The sequence below is a fragment of the Arenimonas caeni genome (assembly GCF_003024235.1).
GTDB lineage: Bacteria > Pseudomonadota > Gammaproteobacteria > Xanthomonadales > Xanthomonadaceae > Arenimonas > Arenimonas caeni.
The window spans coordinates 223534-240161 of the sequence record NZ_KZ679086.1 but is presented as its reverse complement, the minus strand read 5'-3'; the positions used below and the strand labels follow the sequence as shown (position 1 = coordinate 240161).

At 70.1% G+C, this 16628-nt stretch carries 14 protein-coding genes and 1 riboswitch; of the genes, 10 read left to right on the top strand and 4 right to left on the bottom strand.

What is annotated here, in order from left to right; genetic code table 11:
- Position 1 precedes the first annotated feature (1 nt).
- The 6 genes from C6N40_RS05255 (at position 2) to C6N40_RS05230 (ending at position 7703) form a co-directional block, all read left to right on the top strand.
- On the top strand, positions 2-955 hold the full coding sequence (locus tag C6N40_RS05255) for a PfkB family carbohydrate kinase (protein WP_106989955.1): 954 nt from the start codon (positions 2-4) through the stop codon (positions 953-955).
- 90 nt (positions 956-1045) lie between these two features.
- Positions 1046-1381, top strand: coding sequence for a YegP family protein (locus C6N40_RS05250; RefSeq protein WP_106989954.1), 336 nt, complete (start codon positions 1046-1048; stop codon positions 1379-1381).
- A gap of 121 nt (positions 1382-1502) precedes the next feature.
- On the top strand, positions 1503-3614 hold the full coding sequence (locus tag C6N40_RS05245; protein WP_106989953.1) for a TonB-dependent receptor: 2112 nt from the start codon (positions 1503-1505) through the stop codon (positions 3612-3614).
- Positions 3615-3622: 8 nt separating this feature from the next.
- On the top strand, positions 3623-4717 hold the full coding sequence (locus C6N40_RS05240; RefSeq protein ID WP_106989952.1) for a PepSY-associated TM helix domain-containing protein: 1095 nt from the start codon (positions 3623-3625) through the stop codon (positions 4715-4717).
- A 40-nt stretch (positions 4718-4757) separates the two neighbouring features.
- On the top strand, positions 4758-5756 hold the full coding sequence (gene dusB / locus C6N40_RS05235; protein ID WP_106989951.1) for a tRNA dihydrouridine synthase DusB: 999 nt from the start codon (positions 4758-4760) through the stop codon (positions 5754-5756).
- Positions 5757-5858: 102 nt separating this feature from the next.
- Entirely contained in the window at positions 5859-7703 is a 1845-nt protein-coding gene (locus C6N40_RS05230) for a serine hydrolase (protein ID WP_106989950.1), read from the top strand.
- On the opposite strand, the gene C6N40_RS05225 is transcribed toward C6N40_RS05230, so the two are convergent.
- Together C6N40_RS05225 and C6N40_RS05220 are read right to left on the bottom strand one after the other, a co-directional pair.
- Positions 7686-8744: a metal-dependent hydrolase gene (locus C6N40_RS05225; RefSeq protein ID WP_106989949.1), complete on the bottom strand. Its 1059-nt coding sequence runs from the start codon at positions 8742-8744 to the stop codon at positions 7686-7688. The two genes, C6N40_RS05230 and C6N40_RS05225, sit on opposite strands and share 18 nt — an antisense overlap.
- Before the next feature lie 108 nt (positions 8745-8852).
- The gene (locus C6N40_RS05220) at positions 8853-9440 is read right to left on the bottom strand and encodes an OmpA family protein (protein WP_106989948.1); all 588 of its coding nucleotides are present in this window, start codon (positions 9438-9440) and stop codon (positions 8853-8855) included.
- 186 nt (positions 9441-9626) lie between these two features.
- Here C6N40_RS05220 and metK point away from each other — a divergent pair, with 186 nt between their 5' ends.
- Positions 9627-10841 (top strand): methionine adenosyltransferase, encoded by a 1215-nt coding sequence (metK, locus tag C6N40_RS05215; protein ID WP_106989947.1) that lies wholly within the window; start codon positions 9627-9629, stop codon positions 10839-10841.
- Positions 10842-10984: 143 nt separating this feature from the next.
- On the opposite strand, the gene C6N40_RS05210 is transcribed toward metK, so the two are convergent.
- The gene (locus C6N40_RS05210; RefSeq protein ID WP_106989946.1) at positions 10985-12688 is read right to left on the bottom strand and encodes a hypothetical protein; all 1704 of its coding nucleotides are present in this window, start codon (positions 12686-12688) and stop codon (positions 10985-10987) included.
- Between the two features lie 135 nt (positions 12689-12823).
- Positions 12824-12914, top strand: a riboswitch (S-adenosyl-L-homocysteine riboswitch).
- A gap of 56 nt (positions 12915-12970) precedes the next feature.
- Between C6N40_RS05210 and ahcY the strand changes: the two genes are divergently transcribed.
- Positions 12971-14407 carry an adenosylhomocysteinase gene (ahcY, locus tag C6N40_RS05205; RefSeq protein WP_106989945.1) on the top strand — a complete coding sequence of 479 codons (1437 nt, stop codon included), beginning with the start codon at positions 12971-12973 and terminating at the stop codon, positions 14405-14407.
- A 119-nt stretch (positions 14408-14526) separates the two neighbouring features.
- Here the strand turns inward: ahcY and C6N40_RS05200 are convergent, their stop codons facing one another.
- The gene (locus C6N40_RS05200) at positions 14527-15081 is read right to left on the bottom strand and encodes a DUF3228 family protein (RefSeq protein ID WP_106989944.1); all 555 of its coding nucleotides are present in this window, start codon (positions 15079-15081) and stop codon (positions 14527-14529) included.
- Positions 15082-15241: 160 nt separating this feature from the next.
- On the opposite strand from C6N40_RS05200, the gene metF reads away from it, so the two are divergent.
- A complete protein-coding gene (gene metF, locus C6N40_RS05195) occupies positions 15242-16066 on the top strand; it encodes a methylenetetrahydrofolate reductase [NAD(P)H] (protein WP_106989943.1) in 825 nt (274 codons plus the stop codon).
- A gap of 22 nt (positions 16067-16088) precedes the next feature.
- Positions 16089-16616 carry a DUF4124 domain-containing protein gene (locus C6N40_RS14250; RefSeq protein WP_205208548.1) on the top strand — a complete coding sequence of 176 codons (528 nt, stop codon included), beginning with the start codon at positions 16089-16091 and terminating at the stop codon, positions 16614-16616.
- Positions 16617-16628: the final 12 nt, after the last annotated feature.

The following is a 16628-nucleotide window of genomic DNA, read 5'->3' as shown; positions in this document are numbered from 1 at the left end:
CATGGCGGGCGTGGTGCTGGTGGTGGGTTCCTACAACCAGGACCACGTCTGGAGCAGCGATGAATTGCCGGCACCGGGCGCCACGCGCCTGGGCACCTACGCCAGCGGCCCGGGCGGCAAGGGTTTCAACCAGGCCGTGGCCGCGGCCCGTGCCGGGGCCCGCACCGGTTTCCTGACCGCGCTGGGCGAAGACGCCGCCGCGGCGTCGGCGCGCGCGCTGGCCCGCGACGAAGGCATCGAGCTGCATGCCGAGGTGTTCCCCGCCCTGCCCTCGGGCACGGCCGGCATCTTCGTGGACGCCAGCGGACGCAACGTCATCACCGTCGCGCCCGGCGCCAATGCCGCGCTGTCGGAAGGCTTCGTCGAAGCCGCGCGCCCCGCCTTCGCCGGCGCCGGCGTGGTGCTGGCGCAGCTGGAAGTGGCGGCCGGGGCCGTGGCTGCCGCGCTCGCGCTCGGTCGCGGTTGTGGCGCCACCACCGTGCTCAATCCCGCGCCGGCCAATGCCCCCACCAGCGACACCCTGCTGGCGCTGGCCGACGTGCTGACGCCGAACGAAACGGAGTTCGCCGCGCTGCTGGCGCGCCACGGTGGCCGCGCCGTCGATCCCGATTCGCTGCACGCGATGGCCGGCGAGTCGCTGCATGCGCTGTGCCAGTCGCTGCAGGCCACGACCTGGGTGATCACGCTCGGCGGCCACGGCGTGTTCGTCTCGCATGCCGACGGCCGCCGGCGCGGCGACGACGCGCCCTGCTACCGCCTCGCCGCCGAACCGGCCCGGGTGGTCGACACCACCGGCGCCGGCGACGCGTTCAGCGGCGCGCTGGCTGCGGCGCTGGCCACCCTCCCTGAGGCGCCTTTCGCCGATGCCGTGGGTTTCGCCAACCGCTACGCCGCCCGCTCCACCGAACAGCACGGCGCCGCGCTGGCGATGCCGCACCTGGCCGCAGCCGAGTAGCTGGCACTGTCGGTGTAAGCCACCTTGACGCTCCGGTAACACCCCGCTACCTAGGCTCACCCGGGCATCCACCACGCACCGGGAGGCCCCATGGCAGGCAAGTTCGAGATCGGCAAGCGCAGCAACGGCGAGTTCCAGTTCACCCTCAAGGCCGGCAATGGCCAGGTCATCCTGACCAGCGAGGGCTACAAGGCCAAGGAAAGCTGCCTCAATGGCATCGAATCGGTGCGCAAGAACGCCGGCGACGAGGGCCGCTTCGAGCGGCTGCAGGCCAAGGACGGGCGCAGCTACTTCACGCTCAAGGCCGGCAACGGCCAGGTCATCGGCCAGAGCCAGATGTATGCCGATGCCGGCGGGCGCGACAACGGCATCCGCTCGGTGATGGAGAACGCTCCCGGGGCGGCGATCGACGACACCACCGACTGAGCCCGCCCCCGTCCCCGGGCCAGCCCCGGCGGGGGCATCCCGGGGATAACCGCTTTCTTGCGGTTGTAGTTGCGAATCATTCTCACTACCATGCGCGCATCCCAAGCCAACGGAATGCGCCATGCCCCGTTTTTCCCTGCTCGCCCTCGCCCTCGCCGGCATCCTGACCCAGCCAGCCCTGGCCGACGATGAGTTGGCCGTGCTCGACGAGCTGACCGTCTCGGCCAGCACCAGCCGCCTGCCCTGGTCCGAGTCGGCCCTGCCCAACACCATCACCGTCATCGACCGGGCGCAGCTCGAGCAGCAGCTGGCGGTCACCAGCGACCTCTCGCAGGTGCTGGCCAACCTGATCCCGGCCTTCGCGCCCTCGCGCCAGAAGATGACCAGCTTCGGCGAGTCGCTGCGCGGCCGGCAGCCGCTGTACATGGTCGACGGCGTGCCGCAGTCCACCCCGCTGCGCGACGGCTCGCGCGACGCCCACACGATCGACCCGGCGATGATCGAGCGCATCGAGGTCATCCACGGCGCCAACGCGCTGCAGGGCCTGGGCGCCTCGGGCGGCATCATCAACATCATCACCACGCGCGCCCCGCACGAGGACGGCGCGAGCTGGCACGACGTGTCGCTGGGCGCCAGCACCGCCCTGCCGACCGAATCGGACGCCACCGGCACCCGCGCTTCCTGGCTGTACGGCACCCGGCGCGGCGCCATGGACTTCGTCGGCGGCCTGTCGCACGCCACCGAAGGCCTGCACCATGACGGCGACGGCCGCGCGCTGGCGGTGAACGGCGTGCAGGGCGACCTGATGGATTCGCGCGCCACCAACTACTTCGCCAAGCTCGGCTGGAACCTCGCCGACGACCGCCGCCTGCAGCTCACCGCCAGCCACTATTCGCTCGACGGCAAGGGCGACTATGTTTCGGTCAATGGCGATTTCGCCGCCGGCATCACCGCCACCTCGGTGCGCGGCGAGCGCCCGCTGGATCCGCCGCGCAACCGCACGAGCCAGGTCGCGCTCGACTACACCGACCGCGACCTCGCCGGTGGTTACCTGCAGGCCCAGCTGTACTGGTTCGACTTCGCCGCCCGCTACGGCTCCTCGCCCTGGGTGGACTTCTTCCGCAACGACCCCGGCTCGATCTGGCAGGACCAGTCGCAGAACCTGTCGGAAAAACTCGGCGGCAAGTTCAGCTGGTCGCACCCGGAACTCGGCGGCCTGCCGCTGCAGGCCACCTTCGGCCTCGACCTGGCCCGAGACACCACCGCCCAGGAGCTGATCGAAGCCGGCCTGGACTGGGTGCCCGAAACCACCTATTCCTCGGTCTCGCCCTTCGCCCAGCTGCAGTGGACGCTGGGCAGCGTGAGCCTGGTGGGCGGCCTGCGCCACGAGCGCGGCGAGCTCGAGGTCGACGACTACACCACCCTGCCCGTCTACGGCGCCCAACTCGTCGCCGGCGGCAACCCCAAGACCCGGGAGACGCTGGGCAATGCCGGCATCACCTGGCAGGCGACCGACGCGCTGGCCTTCTACGGTTCCTACGCCGAGGGTTACACCGTGGCCGACGTCGGCCGCGTGCTGCGCGCGATCAGCGTGCCCGGCCAGGACGTCGACAGCCTGGTCGACCTCTCGCCGGTGGTGGCCGACAACCGCGAGATCGGCCTGGACTACGACGACGGCCGCTGGAGCGCCCACCTGGCCGCCTATTGGTCTGACTCGGACCTGGGTTCGCTGCTGGTCTACGACGCCGCCACCGACACCTACAACGTGAGCCGCCAGAAAACCGAGATCCGCGGCCTCGAGGGCAACATCGCCCTGCGCCTGGGTTTGGGTGACCGCATCGGCCTGGCCTACGCGCGCACCGACGGCCGCTACGACCGCGACCAGGACGGCCGCGTCGACACCGACCTCGAGGGCATCAACAACAGCCCCGACCGCGCCACCCTGTTCTGGGAGCGGGCCTGGACCGACGCCATCGCCACCCGCCTGCAGGCCAGCCGTGCCTTCGACCGCGACTTCGAGCGTTTCGGCACGCAGGTGGCCTCCTTCGACGGCTACACCACCGTCGACCTGCAGGCGCGGATCGGCCTGCCGGTGGGCACGCTCTCGGTGGGCATCCAGAACCTGCTGGGCGAGCAGTACATCAGCTACTACTCGCAGACCACGCCCTCGAACGACGACTACGTGGCCGGCCGTGGGCGCGTGCTGAGCGTGGCCTGGTCGCACCGCTTCTGAGCCCGGCAATGGCCGACGGCCAGGCCCTGCCCGCCCCACCCAGCCGCCTGAAACGGCGGCTGCGTGCGCTGCTGGCCTGGCTGCACCTGTGGCTGGGGATGAGCGTCGGCACGCTGTTCGCGCTGGTGTCGCTGGCCGGCTCGGCGCTGGTGTTCCACACCGAGCTGCTGCTGGCCACGCGGCCGCAGCTGGCCGGGCACGCGCCGGTCGCCGACGGCGTGGTGATGGGCCGGCTGCTGGAGCAGTGGACGCCACGCGGCCTGGCCGTGCTCGACCTGCCGCGCGAACAGCTGCCTGTCTGGCAGGCCTACTTCGCCGACGGCCACCGCGCCTATTTCGCGCCCGACGACGGCCGGCTGCTGCTCGAACGCAGCCACCACGACGACTGGCTGATGTGGCTGCACCACTGGCACGTGGAGCTGCTCGGCGGCGCCACCGGCAAGCAGGTGCTGGGCGTGGCCGGCTGGATCGCGATGTTCCTGCTGCTCGGCGGGCTCTACCTGTGGTGGCCCAAACGCGGCCGCCTGCTCGAACACCTGCGCTGGCGTTCGGGCCCGCCGGCGCGGCGCTGGCTGAGCTGGCACCGCAGCACGGGCGCGCTCACCCTGCCGCTGCTCGCGCTGGCCACGCTCACCGGCCTGGGCATGATCTACCACGCGGGCTTCCGCGCGGTGATCGTCGGCGCGCTGGGGGCAGACCCGGCGCCGGTGGCGGCCGCGCCAGCCACCCTGCCCGCGCGCATCGACTGGCCACGCGTGCTCGACCGGGCACGGGCCGAACTCCCCGGCGGCCGCATCGCCCGCATCGCGCCACCGGCGGCGGATGCCCCGGCGGTCGGCTTCCGCGGCCAGGCTTCCGGCGAATGGCATCCGGTCGGCCGCAGCGTGGTGACCACCTCGCGCGACGGCCGCGAAACCCTGCTGCATTACGACGCCACGGCCGACAAGCCCGGCGCCCGGCTCACCAACGCCATCTACCCGCTGCACGTCGCGGCGGTGGGCGGCCTGCCGATGAAGCTGGCGATGGCCTTCGCCGGCCTGCTGCCGGCGTTTTTGCTGGTCACCGGCTTCCTGTTCTGGCGCCGGCCCCGCGGCCGGCGCTGATCCGGGCACCGCGCGGCGCGGGCGGCTAGAATGCCGCCCCATGCACATCGGCCCGCACGCCATCGAGCCCCGCGTGGTGCTGGCCCCCATGGCCGGCGTCACCGACAAGCCATTCCGGATGCTCTGCAAGCAGCTGGGCGCGGGCCTGTGCGTGTCCGAGATGACCACCTCCGACCCGCGCTTCTGGAAGACCGCCAAGTCGCGCCACCGCATGGACCACGCCGGCGAGCCTGACCCCATCAGCGTGCAGATCGCCGGCACCGTGCCGGCGGTGATGGCCGAGGCCGCGAAACACAACGTCGACCACGGCGCGCAGATCATCGACATCAACATGGGCTGCCCGGCCAAGAAGGTCTGCAACGCCTGGGCCGGCTCGGCGCTGATGCGCGACGAAGCCCTGGTGGCCGAGATCCTGCGGGCGGTGGTGTCGGCGGTGGACGTGCCGGTGACGCTGAAGATCCGCACCGGCTGGGCCGCCGACCGGAAGAACGCGCTGGCCATCGCCCGCATCGCGCAGGACAGCGGCATCGCCGCACTGGCCATCCATGGCCGCACCCGCGACCAGCACTACACCGGGCTGGCCGAGTACGACACCATCGCCGAGGTGAAGTCGGCGCTGCGCATCCCGGTGCTGGCCAACGGCGACATCGATTCGCCCGCGAAGGCCGCCTTCGTGCTGCGCCACACCGGCGCCGACGCGGTGATGATCGGTCGCGCCGCCCAGGGCCGTCCCTGGATCTTCCGCGAGGTGGCGCATTACCTCGCCACGGGCGAAACGCTGCCCGAGCCCGGCGTTGCCGAGGTCCGCGACATCCTGCTCGGCCATCTCGAAGGCCTGCACGCCTTCTACGGCGAGGAGTCGGGCGTGCGCATCGCCCGCAAGCACCTGGGCTGGTACGCGAAGGACCGCCCGGAGAACGCCGCCTTCCGCGGCGTGGTCAACCGCGCCACCTGCGCCGAAGAGCAGCTGCGCCTGACCCGCGACTATTTCGACGCACTGGCCGCCGGCGAGGCCTGGGACGCGGCCCGCGCCGCCTGAGACCTGGCCCCAGGGCGTCCGGAAGTCCAGCCGGGCCTCGTTGTGAAGAAGGCACCCGATCGCGACGGGCGCACCCCTGTCCGACTACCCCTGGAGTCCGCCATGTCCGCGCATATCCTCAGCCGGCCCCCGCCGGCCGTTTCGCGTTGGTTCCCACGCCTGGCGCTGGCCGCCTGCGTGCTGATTGCGTCCGTCGCCCCCGCGGCGGCCGCCGACTGGGTCGCCCGCCACGGGCTGACCGCCGACAAGTACCAGGAAGCCTTCACCGAGTTCACCGGCAAGGGCTACCGCCTCGTCTCGGTCAGCGGCTACGACGGCGGCCGCGGCCAGGCCCGTTACGCCGCGGTCTGGAGGAAGGAAGCCGGGCCGGCCTGGGCCGCCCGCCACGGCCTGAGCGGCGAGCAGTACCAGGCCGCGTTCAACAGCTTCAGCCAGCAGGGCTACCGCCTGAGCTTCATCAACGGCTACAGCGTGGGCGGCGAAGCCCGCTACGCCGCCATCTGGACCAAGGCCGGCGGTCCGGCCTGGGCCGCGCGCCACGGGCTCGACGCCCGCCAGTACCAGGCCGCCGTGGATGAGTTCGTGGGCAAGGGCTACTCGCTCGCCCATGTCAGCGCCTACACGGTCGGCAACACGCCGCGCTTCGCCGCGATCTTCGAGAAGGGCGGTCCCGCCTGGGTCGCACGGCATGGCCTGAACGCCGCCCAGTACCAAGCCGCCTTCAACCAGTTCACCGGCCAGGGCTACCGCCTGAAGGTCGTCAGCGGCTACCGCGACGGCGGCGGCGACCGCTACGCGGCGATCTGGACCAAGGCCGGCGGGCCGCAGTGGTCGGCACGCCACGGCACGCCGGCGGCGCACTACCAGGCGGTGTTCGACAACTACCGCTACCAGTCCTGGGAGCCGGACTACGTCGAGGCCTTCAACGGCGGCGACGGCGTGCGCTTCAACATGCTCTGGCGCAACACGACGTTCGCCGCCAAGGACCTGAAGCTCATCGAAGACAAGGCCCGCGCCTACATGCGCGCCAACGACATGCCGGGCCTCTCGATCGCGGTGATGCGCAACGACCGCCTGGTCTATGCCGCCGGCTTCGGCGTGGCCGACAAGGACACCGGCATGCCGGTGAGCCCGCGCCACCGTTTCCGCATCGCCAGCGTGTCCAAGCCGATCACCCACGTGGCGGTGGTGAACCTGGCGAACACCACGTCGCTCGACCTGGGCGACGAAGTCTTCGGGGCCGGCAGCATCCTCGGCGGCACCTATGCAACGCCCCAGGACAACCAGGACATCGAGGACATCACCGTCGACCACCTGATCCGCCATCGGGCCGGCTTCCGCCGCATCGACAAGGACGGCAACGGCAGCGACCCGATGTTCGCCTACAGCGGAACCGGCCACGCCGGCCTGATCAACTGGGCGCTGCAGAACTATCCGCTGGGCTACACCCCGGGCACCACGCCCGCCGGCCTGAAGGGTTCGGACATGTACTCCAACTTCGGCTACTGCCTGCTGGGCCGGGTGATCGAGGCGCGCACCGGCAAGAGTTACGAGGCCTACGTGCGCGACACCCTGCTAAAGCCCGCCGGCGCCGGCGACATCGTCATCGGCGGCGACAAGCTGGCCGACCGCCGCCCGGACGAAGTCGTTTATTACGGCGGTGGCGCCTACTCGAGCGTCAAGCCCGAGCGCTTCGACTCGCACGGCGGCTGGATCGCCCGCCCGATCGACCTGCTGCGCTTCATGCGCCACACCGACGGCATCCTCGCGCCCTACTACCACAACGGCGAAATGAGCGGCACGACCGCCAGCTACGACGTGCGTGCCGGCGGCTTTGGCCTGGTGGCGGTGAGCAACGCCAACAACGGCAGCACGGCGGCGATGAAGAAGATGATGGACGAGATCGCCGACGGGGTTTCCAGCTGGCCCTCAGTCGACCACTTCTGACGAGCCGGCCTGGAGGGACGTCGCCGCCCGCTCCGCGGGCGGCGACACCCAGATCCGCTCCCACATCGTCGCCAGCCGGCGCCGCGCCTCCCAGGGCCAGGCGGCCTGTTCAGGCGTGATCGCGCGCCAGCCTTCGCCCTCGCGCTCGGCAACCACGAAGTTGAAGCTGTAGTCGGGCTCGGCGCCCATGCGCAGGTCCGAAAGCACCAGCCGGCCGTCGCGCTCCCGGGCCTTCATGAAGCCGCGGTTGAACCACTGCAGGCGACGCACCGCCGGGAAAGCCGAGGCCTCTTCCAGCGCCGCCGTGTCCGACGCGTACTCGCGGAACCGCATCGGCCCTTCGTCGGCCACCAGCGAGCGCTCGCCCTCGAGGAAGCCTTCCGGCGTCATCACCACCACCCGCCAGAGCAGGGTGTTGAACGGCATCGGCACCGAGAAGCGCGGCGCGTCCGGCAGCCCCATCGTCGCCAGCGTGTCTTCCGCGGCACGCTCGACCATCGCCTTGGCCACCAGCGACCAGCCCAGGTAGGCCGTGCTCAGCGCCAGCCCGGCCACCAGCGCGGTTTGCGCCGAGGGCCGCCAGCCGCGCACCAGCGCGAACACGAAGGCGACCAGCAGCGGCAGCGTGTACAGGGGGTCGATGATGAACACGCTCGACCACATCGCCGGCGACGGTGGCAGCGGCCACCACAGCTGCGTGCCGTAGACGGTGAAGGCGTCGAGCAGCGGGTGCGTCACCAGCGCCAGGGTGATGGCCCAGTACCAGCGCCGCGGCGACTCCGCCACGCGCCCGCCGGTGCGCCTGAACAGCCACCACAGCAACGCCGCCAGCGGCACCAGCACCAGCAGCGAATGCGAGGGGCCGCGGTGCCAGGTCATGCTGGTGACCGGGTCGAGCCCGAGGAACCACATCGGCACCGAGTCGAGGTCCGGCAGGGTGCCGAGCGCGGCGCCGGCGGCGAGCGCCGCGCGCCGGTGGCGGGCGGGGGCGATGGCGGCGGCAACCGCGCCGCCCAGGACGATCTGGGAGAGGGAATCCATGCCCGGATGCTAACCGGCGCGCGGGTCGCCGGCGCGTGAGGCGGGACGACCGGGCGGAGGAGTCAGCAGGAGACCGGCCGGGCTCGAAGGCCCGGCCGGTCGGAAACATCAGCGGGCGGCGACCGCCTCGACAAAGTCGATCACCAGCGCGACGCGGCGGTTGGCCAGGCCGTCGTCACCCCAGGCGCCCGGGCGGATCTGGCGATTGTTGGCCTCGCCGTAGCTGACCGCGCGCACTTGATCAGCCGACAGGCCCTGGCTGACCAGGAAGTCGCGGACGGCGTCGGCGCGGCGCTGGCCCAGGCGCTTGTTGAAGCTGGCCGAGCCGGCCGGGTCGGTGAAGCCTTCGACCGTGACCACCACGCCCTGGTGGTGCTCGGACAGGGTCTTGGCGAAGTCGGCCAGCATCGGCTTGTCGGCCTCGCGGACATCGGCCTTACCGTAGTCGAAGTGGGCGGTGGTTTCGACGTGCAGGCGGCCCTCGAACTGGGCGATGCGGGCGTCGTACTGGCGGAAACGCTCCTCGAGGCTGGCCTGCAGCTGGTCGATGCGCTGGCTCTGGGCCTGGTCGGCGGCGCGCAGTTCGGCGACGGTGGCGTCGAATTCGTCGCGCTTGACGTAGCTGGCGCAGCTGGCCAGGCCGGCTATGGCAAACGCGGCGACAAGGGGACGGAGGGAACGGGACGGGGTTCGCATGCGGTGGATTCCTCATGTGGCCGGGGGTGGCAGGCCCGACCCTACCCCCTCGACACCCCCTCGCCAACCCTTGCTGCTTAACAATCGGGAAACGGCCCCGACGGCAGGATGCACCCCGGGGCCGCCGGGTGTATGATTCCGCCCCTTCACCCATCCTTTCATCGCAATCAAAGGATATAAGCCAGAATGTCCAGCTACCTCTTCACCTCCGAGTCGGTTTCCGAAGGCCACCCGGACAAGCTCGCCGACCAGATCTCCGATGCCGTGCTGGACGCGATCCTCACCCAGGACCGCAACGCGCGCGTGGCTTGCGAAACCCTGGTGAAGACCGGCGCGGCCATCGTCGCCGGCGAGGTCACCACCACCGCCTGGGTGGACATCGAGGAGCTGACCCGCAAGGTCATCAACGACATTGGCTACGACAATTCGGGCGTCGGCTTCGACGGCCACACCTGCGCGATCATGAACATGATCGGCAAGCAGTCGCCGCACATCGCCCAGGGCGTGGACCGCAAGAAGCCCGAGGAACAGGGCGCCGGCGACCAGGGCCTGATGTTCGGCTACGCCTGCAACGAGGCGCCGGAGTACATGCCGGCCCCGATCTACTACGCCCACCGTCTGGTCGAGCAGCAGGCCAAGGTGCGCAAGTCCGGCAAGCTCAAGTGGCTGCGCCCGGACGCCAAGTCGCAGGTGACCCTGCGTTACGACGGCAACAAGATCGTCGGCCTCGACGCCGTGGTGCTGTCGACCCAGCACGCGCCGGGCGTGAAGCAGAAGGAGATCTGGGAGGGCGTGTACAAGCACATCCTGGCCCCGGTGCTGCCCAAGGCCTGGCTCAAGGCGCTGCCGAAGTCGAAGATCCACATCAACCCGACCGGCAAGTTCGAGATCGGCGGCCCGGTGGGCGACGCCGGCCTGACCGGCCGCAAGATCATCGTCGACACCTACGGCGGCATGGCCCGCCACGGTGGCGGTGCGTTCTCGGGCAAGGATCCGTCCAAGGTCGACCGTTCGGCCGCCTACGCCGCGCGCTACGTCGCCAAGAACGTGGTCGCCGCCGGCCTGGCCGACAAGTGCGAGGTGCAGGTCAGCTACGCCATCGGCGTGGCCGAGCCGACCTCGATCTCGGTCACCACCTTCGGCACCGGCAAGATCAGCGACGAGAAGATCGAGAAGCTGATCCGCCAGCACTTCGACCTGCGCCCGTACGGCATCACCAAGATGCTCGACCTGCTGCACCCGATCTACCGCCTCACCGCGGCCTACGGCCACTTCGGCCGCAAGCCCAAGGAAATCACCTACGTCGACGGCAGCGGCAAGAAGCAGACCGCCACCGCCTTCTCGTGGGAGAAGACCGACCGCGCCGAGGCGCTGCGCAAGGCCGCCGGCCTCAAGAAGTAATGTGGGAGCGCCTTCAGGCGCGAATCTTTTCCTCTCCCTCTCCCGCTCGCGGGAGAGAGCCGGGAAGAGCTAAAACGGGCCGCGAAAGCGGCCCGTTTCTTTTCCCCTGTGCTCCTTCCCGCCCGGCCCGGCCCTGCGCCTGGCTAGACGGGGACGACCCAGTAGTCGATGGGCAGCCCGAACCGCGAACGGACCGTCTCGAAATAGGCTTCGTCATCCCCCGACAGCGCCCGGCGCCCCACGACGACCAGGCGGATCCGGGCACGATGCGAACGCCGGGGATGGTAGGCGTATTCCAACAGCTGCCCCAGCGCCTGCCGCAGCACGGACAGCGGATTGAGGTCGGACTTCACTTCGAAGATCAGGGTCTCGTCGGCCGTCCTGACGATGGCGTCCACGAAGTCCTCCTCGAGGGTGATCGACTCGGCATCGGGATAGCGCTGCTGAAGCAGTTCCAGCAGCTTGACCTGCATGCGCCTGTGCTCGGGCGAACACACGACCCAACCTGCGGCCACCTTGCGGTGCACATCGCCGCCGACCGCCAGCCCGGTGGTGCCGGCGCGGCCCCGCCACGGCCGGCGGGCGCGCTCCATCGCGCCATTGGCCTGGCACAGGCTGTAGCGCTTGATGTTATGGATCGGATCATCGGGCGGCAGGGGCTGGCTGTCGTCGAGCATGCGCAGGTTCTCCAACCGGTAGCGCAGGTTGAAGATGAAGGGCGCGTAGGCACTGCCGTCCAGCGCCTCCGGACGCCCGCCGGCCTCGGCCACCTCCCGGCGCATGATGTCGAGCCAACCGAGCTGCTCGTGGACCGAAACCGCCTCGGCGGCAAGCTCATCCGTCAGGCACTCGACTTCCCGGATCTCCGCCACGGCACGTCGGTCGCCCGCGCCCGGCATCGTGAACAAGCGAAGATCGAATGCCTCCCCCGCCTCGAGCAACTTCTTCCTGCTCTTGTTGACGCCCTGCACGAAGCCGTACCGCCATCCGTCGATCTGCCATTCGTCGCGGAACAGCCAGTCTTCGTGCCCGAACCCGTGCTCATTGCGATACGTGTCGCCCGCCTCGCTGACCTCCGTCGCGCTGGCCGGCCGCCTCCAGCCGAGGCTGTTGTAGGCCAGCCGCGCGACGTACGTGGCGATCGCGCGCGGCGGACCGGCGCGATCGCTGCGCTCCGCCGCCGCCGGCGCGTCCGCCAGCAGTCGCTGCGTTGTCGACCCCGGGAGCTTCGCCGGGAGGGGCGTCGACTGCCGGGCAAGGGTGATCACGCCAGGCCAGTTCCAGAGCACGTCGGCGACCTGCGCCGCAGCCTCGTGGCGGTCGTCCTGCAACCAGAGGGTCGGGCTGTTGCCGTTGGTCGTATGGTTCGCGCGCATCCGCCCCAATTCACCGCGTTCGACGAGCCGGGCGCTGGTGGCACGCTGCGCATCCCAGATGGCCGGCAGCGCATCGCTGGGCAGCAGCGCGGCGAAGGGAACGTCCTCGCCGTCACGCTGGAACGCCAGCGTGTGGCTGATGCCTTCCCGGGCGTCGCGGTCGGCGACGTCCCGCAGCGTCTTCTCCCAGTCGCCGCCGATGGTATTGGGGCGCAGCTGCAGCGCGGAGTAGCGGCGCGCGGCGACATGGCCCGGATCGCGCCGCCAGCACAGGCGCACCCGCATCCTCACCGCCCTGCCGTCCGGCAGCCGGGCGTCGAGGATCTGCGACTCGCCCGGGCCGGCCTTCACCCGGTGTTCCTTCAGGACGGTGATACCGCGGGAGTGCAGGAAGGGGCCGACGAGATCCCGGGAGATCCGCTCGGCGTCGTAGCTCTTCTGGCTCCTGAACTCACGCTTCGTCTTTGCCATTCACTCCCTCCGGTCCGGGTCGTCGCACCGGCACCATGCTATCGGACGCCACGGCGGACCGGGCCAGCGGCCACCCTCATTCATCCCCCCATCGCGAGACAGCGATATAATGCCGCCCGGCCTGGAAAGGCCCACCCCGCCGAGGGGCGCTGCAAGCCCGGCCCGCGCAACGCGGGCAAGGGATCAGGCTCGGCGAAGGTTCCAAGATCAACCGCGCCCGTTAACGAGCGACCCCCGAGGCCCCTGCCCGGCCGGCGTCGCCCACCAACGGAGCTATACCCGATGAACGCTGTCACTCCCCTCAAGCACGACTTCAAGGTCGCCGACCTGTCCCTGGCCGATTGGGGCCGCAAGGAAATCGACATCGCCGAGCACGAGATGCCGGGCCTGATGTCGATCCGCCGCAAGTACGCCAAGGAAGCCCCGCTCAAGGGCGTCCGCGTGACCGGCTCGCTGCACATGACCATCCAGACGGCCGTGCTGATCGAGACGCTCAAGGACGTCGGCGCCGACGTGCGCTGGGCCTCGTGCAACATCTTCTCCACCCAGGACCACGCCGCCGCGGCCATCGCCGCCACCGGCACTCCGGTGTTCGCCTGGAAGGGCGAAACCCTGGAGGAATACTGGGACTGCACCCTCGATGCGCTGAGCTTCCCGGACGGCAAGGGCGGCTTCCGCGGCCCGCAGCTGGTCGTCGACGACGGAGGCGACGTCACCCTGCTCATCCACAAGGGCTACGAGCTCGAGAAGGGCGACGAGAGCTGGGTCAATTCGGCCTCGGGCAGCCACGAGGAGCAGGTGATCAAGAACCTGCTCAAGCGCGTCGCGAAGGAGCGCCCGGGCTTCTGGACCACCGTGGTCAAGGACTGGAAGGGCGTTTCCGAGGAAACCACCACCGGCGTGCACCGCCTCTACCAGCTGGCCGAGGCCGGCAAGCTGCTGGTGCCGGCGATCAACGTCAACGACTCGGTCACCAAGTCCAAGTTCGACAACCTCTACGGCTGCCGTGAGTCGCTGGCCGACGGCCTCAAGCGCGCGATGGACGTGATGCTGGCCGGCAAGGTCGCGGTCGTGTGCGGCTACGGCGACGTCGGCAAGGGCTCGGCGCACTCGCTGCGCGCCTACGGCGCCCGCGTCGTGGTCACCGAGATCGACCCGATCTGCGCCCTGCAGGCGGCGATGGAAGGTTTCGAGGTCAAGACCGTCGAGGACACCCTCGGCACGGCCGACATCTACGTCACCACCACCGGCAACAAGGACATCATCACCCTCGAGCACATGAAGGCGATGAAGGACCAGGCCATCGTCTGCAACATCGGCCACTTCGACAACGAGATCCAGGTCGACGCCCTGTACAACTCGGGCGCGGTGAAGACCAACATCAAGCCGCAGGTCGACAAGTTCACCTTCGATAACGGCAACTCGATCTTCCTGCTGGCCGAGGGCCGCCTGGTGAACCTGGGCTGCGCCACCGGCCACCCGAGCTTCGTGATGTCCAACTCCTTCGCCAACCAGACCCTGGCGCAGATCGACCTGTGGGCCAAGAAGGACAGCTACGAGGCCAAGGTCTACATCCTGCCCAAGCACCTGGACGAGGAAGTGGCGCGCCTGCACCTGGAGAAGATCGGCGTGAAGCTGACCAGGCTCACCAAGGACCAGGCCGACTACCTCGGCGTGCCGGTCGAAGGACCGTATAAGCCGGAGCACTACCGCTACTGATCCGTCGGTTCCTGCTGGACTACGAAACGGGCGCCCTCGGGTGCCCGTTTCTTTTTGGGCTCCGGGTGGGTTCGGACTTTCAACGCGGATCAGAGCCGATGCACGCGGATAAAAGCTCTTTATCTCCAGTTCGCGTGCACCGACCAGAAGGCGACGCTGCGGGCGTAGGCGGCGCGGTCCAGCGGCACGCCCGAGCCGCCCTCCTCCACGCCCAGCGCGTTGCGCAGCATGGTGATCGGAACCATGGGGATTTCCCCGGGCTCCATCGTGTACAGGCAGCCGACGATGCCCCAGTCGGCGTCGATGGCCGTGCCCTCCTTCGCCAGCTGTTCGCGGTCGTAGAGGATGGGCACGAGGTATCTGGCGACCGGGGGCTCGAGGCCCTCGAACCAGCGCACCAGCACCGGCAGCTCGGCCGGGGTGCGCGCCTCGTAGGCGCTGCGCAGCTGGTGCTGGTTGTCCGGCGTGATCGGCACCACCGAGCAGCGCGTCGAGGTCCGGTTGTGGTGCACGTGCAGCCGGCAGAAATCCGCGTAGCCGGGCAGCACGGCCACCGGCGGCTCGGTGTTGAGGCGCTGGACGAACTGGTCGGCCGTGATGTCCTGGATGGCGGTGCGGCGGCCGTCGCCGGGGAAGAGGCGGCGGCGGGCGAAGTCGGTCATTTGGATGCTCATGGACCGATTGTCCGGGAAAGCGGGGGTCAGGTTCATGTTTTGGGCCGGACGGACTCGGTTTCCCCGGCATGGTCGGCCCAAAAATGAACCTGACTCCATACCTTCACTTTCATCCGGATGGAGAGATACACTGGCCGCCAACCACCGGCCGCCGAACCCCATGACCCCGATCAGCCTCGAGTTCTACCCACCCAAGAACGACGAGCAGCGCGCCCAGCTCGACCGCACGGCGCGCAAGCTCAAGGCCTACTCGCCGGAGTTCGTGTCGGTCACCTTCGGCGCCGGCGGCTCGACCCTGAGCTACACGCCCGAGACCGTGCGCGGCCTGCGCGCCGACCACGGACTCGACGCCGCCCCGCACCTGAGCTGCATGGGCGGCACCCGCGCCGAGCTGCGTGAACTGCTCAAGCTCTACCGCGCGCTGGGCTGCCAGCGCATCGTCGCCCTGCGCGGCGACCTGCCCTCGGGCATGGCGCGCATGGGCGAGTTCCGCTACGCCTCCGACCTGGTCGCCTTCATCCGCGAGGAGCACGGCGACCACTTCCGCATCGAGGTCGGCTGCTACCCGGAAACCCACCCCCAGGCCGAGGACGCCCTGGCCGACCTGCGCCACTTCAAGGCCAAGGTCGATGCCGGCGCCGACTCGGCCATCACCCAGTACTTCTTCAACGCCGACGCCTACTTCCGCTTCGTCGACGACGTGCGCGCGGCCGGCGTCGGCATCCCGGTGATCCCGGGCATCATGCCGATCTCCAACTTCAGCCAGCTGCGGCGCTTCTCAGAGGCCTGCGGCGCCGAGATCCCGCGCTGGATGGCCAAGCGCATGCAGGCCTACGGCGATGACGCCGACAGCATCCGCGAGTTCGCCGCCGACGCCGTCGCCGCCATGTGCCGGCGCCTGCTCGAGGGCGGCGCGCCGGAGCTGCACTTCTACACGCTGAACCTCGCCCGGCCCACCGAGGCCGTGCTCTCGCGCCTGGCCTGATCCTGGCGTTAGGCTGCGTGGCATGTCCCGCGCCTGGCTGCTGCTGATCGCCTGCCTGTGCCTGCCCGCGCCCGCCGCGGCGCAGGCGGTCTACCGCTGCGTCGGCCCGGACGGACAGAGCGTTTTCAGCGACCAGCCCTGCCAGTCGCAGGGCGCGGTGGAGCGCGAGGCGCCGCGGCCGCCCGTGGCCAGCGCCGAGGGCTTCGTCTCCGGCACCGGCACCACCGGCGAAGGCTGCGCGCGCAGCCTCGATGCCCTGCTGCTGGGCGTGCGCGGCGCCCTCGAGGCCCGCGACGTGAACCGCCTGGCCACCTACTACCACTGGGCCGGCACCAGCGCCGGCGCCGGGCGCTACCTGATGGACAGCCTCGAGGCCATCGCCGCCCGCCCGCTGGTGGCCGCGGAGTTCGTCTACGAGGAGCCACTGGCCGAGCCGGCCCGGCCGCGCGCGCTGCGGGTCGAACAGGCCGCCGGCCCGCGCGACGCCGGCGCCGTGCGCACCGACTTCCTGCTGCGCCGCCACGCCGGCTGCTGGTGGATCGAACTCTAGGCCCGGCCGGCC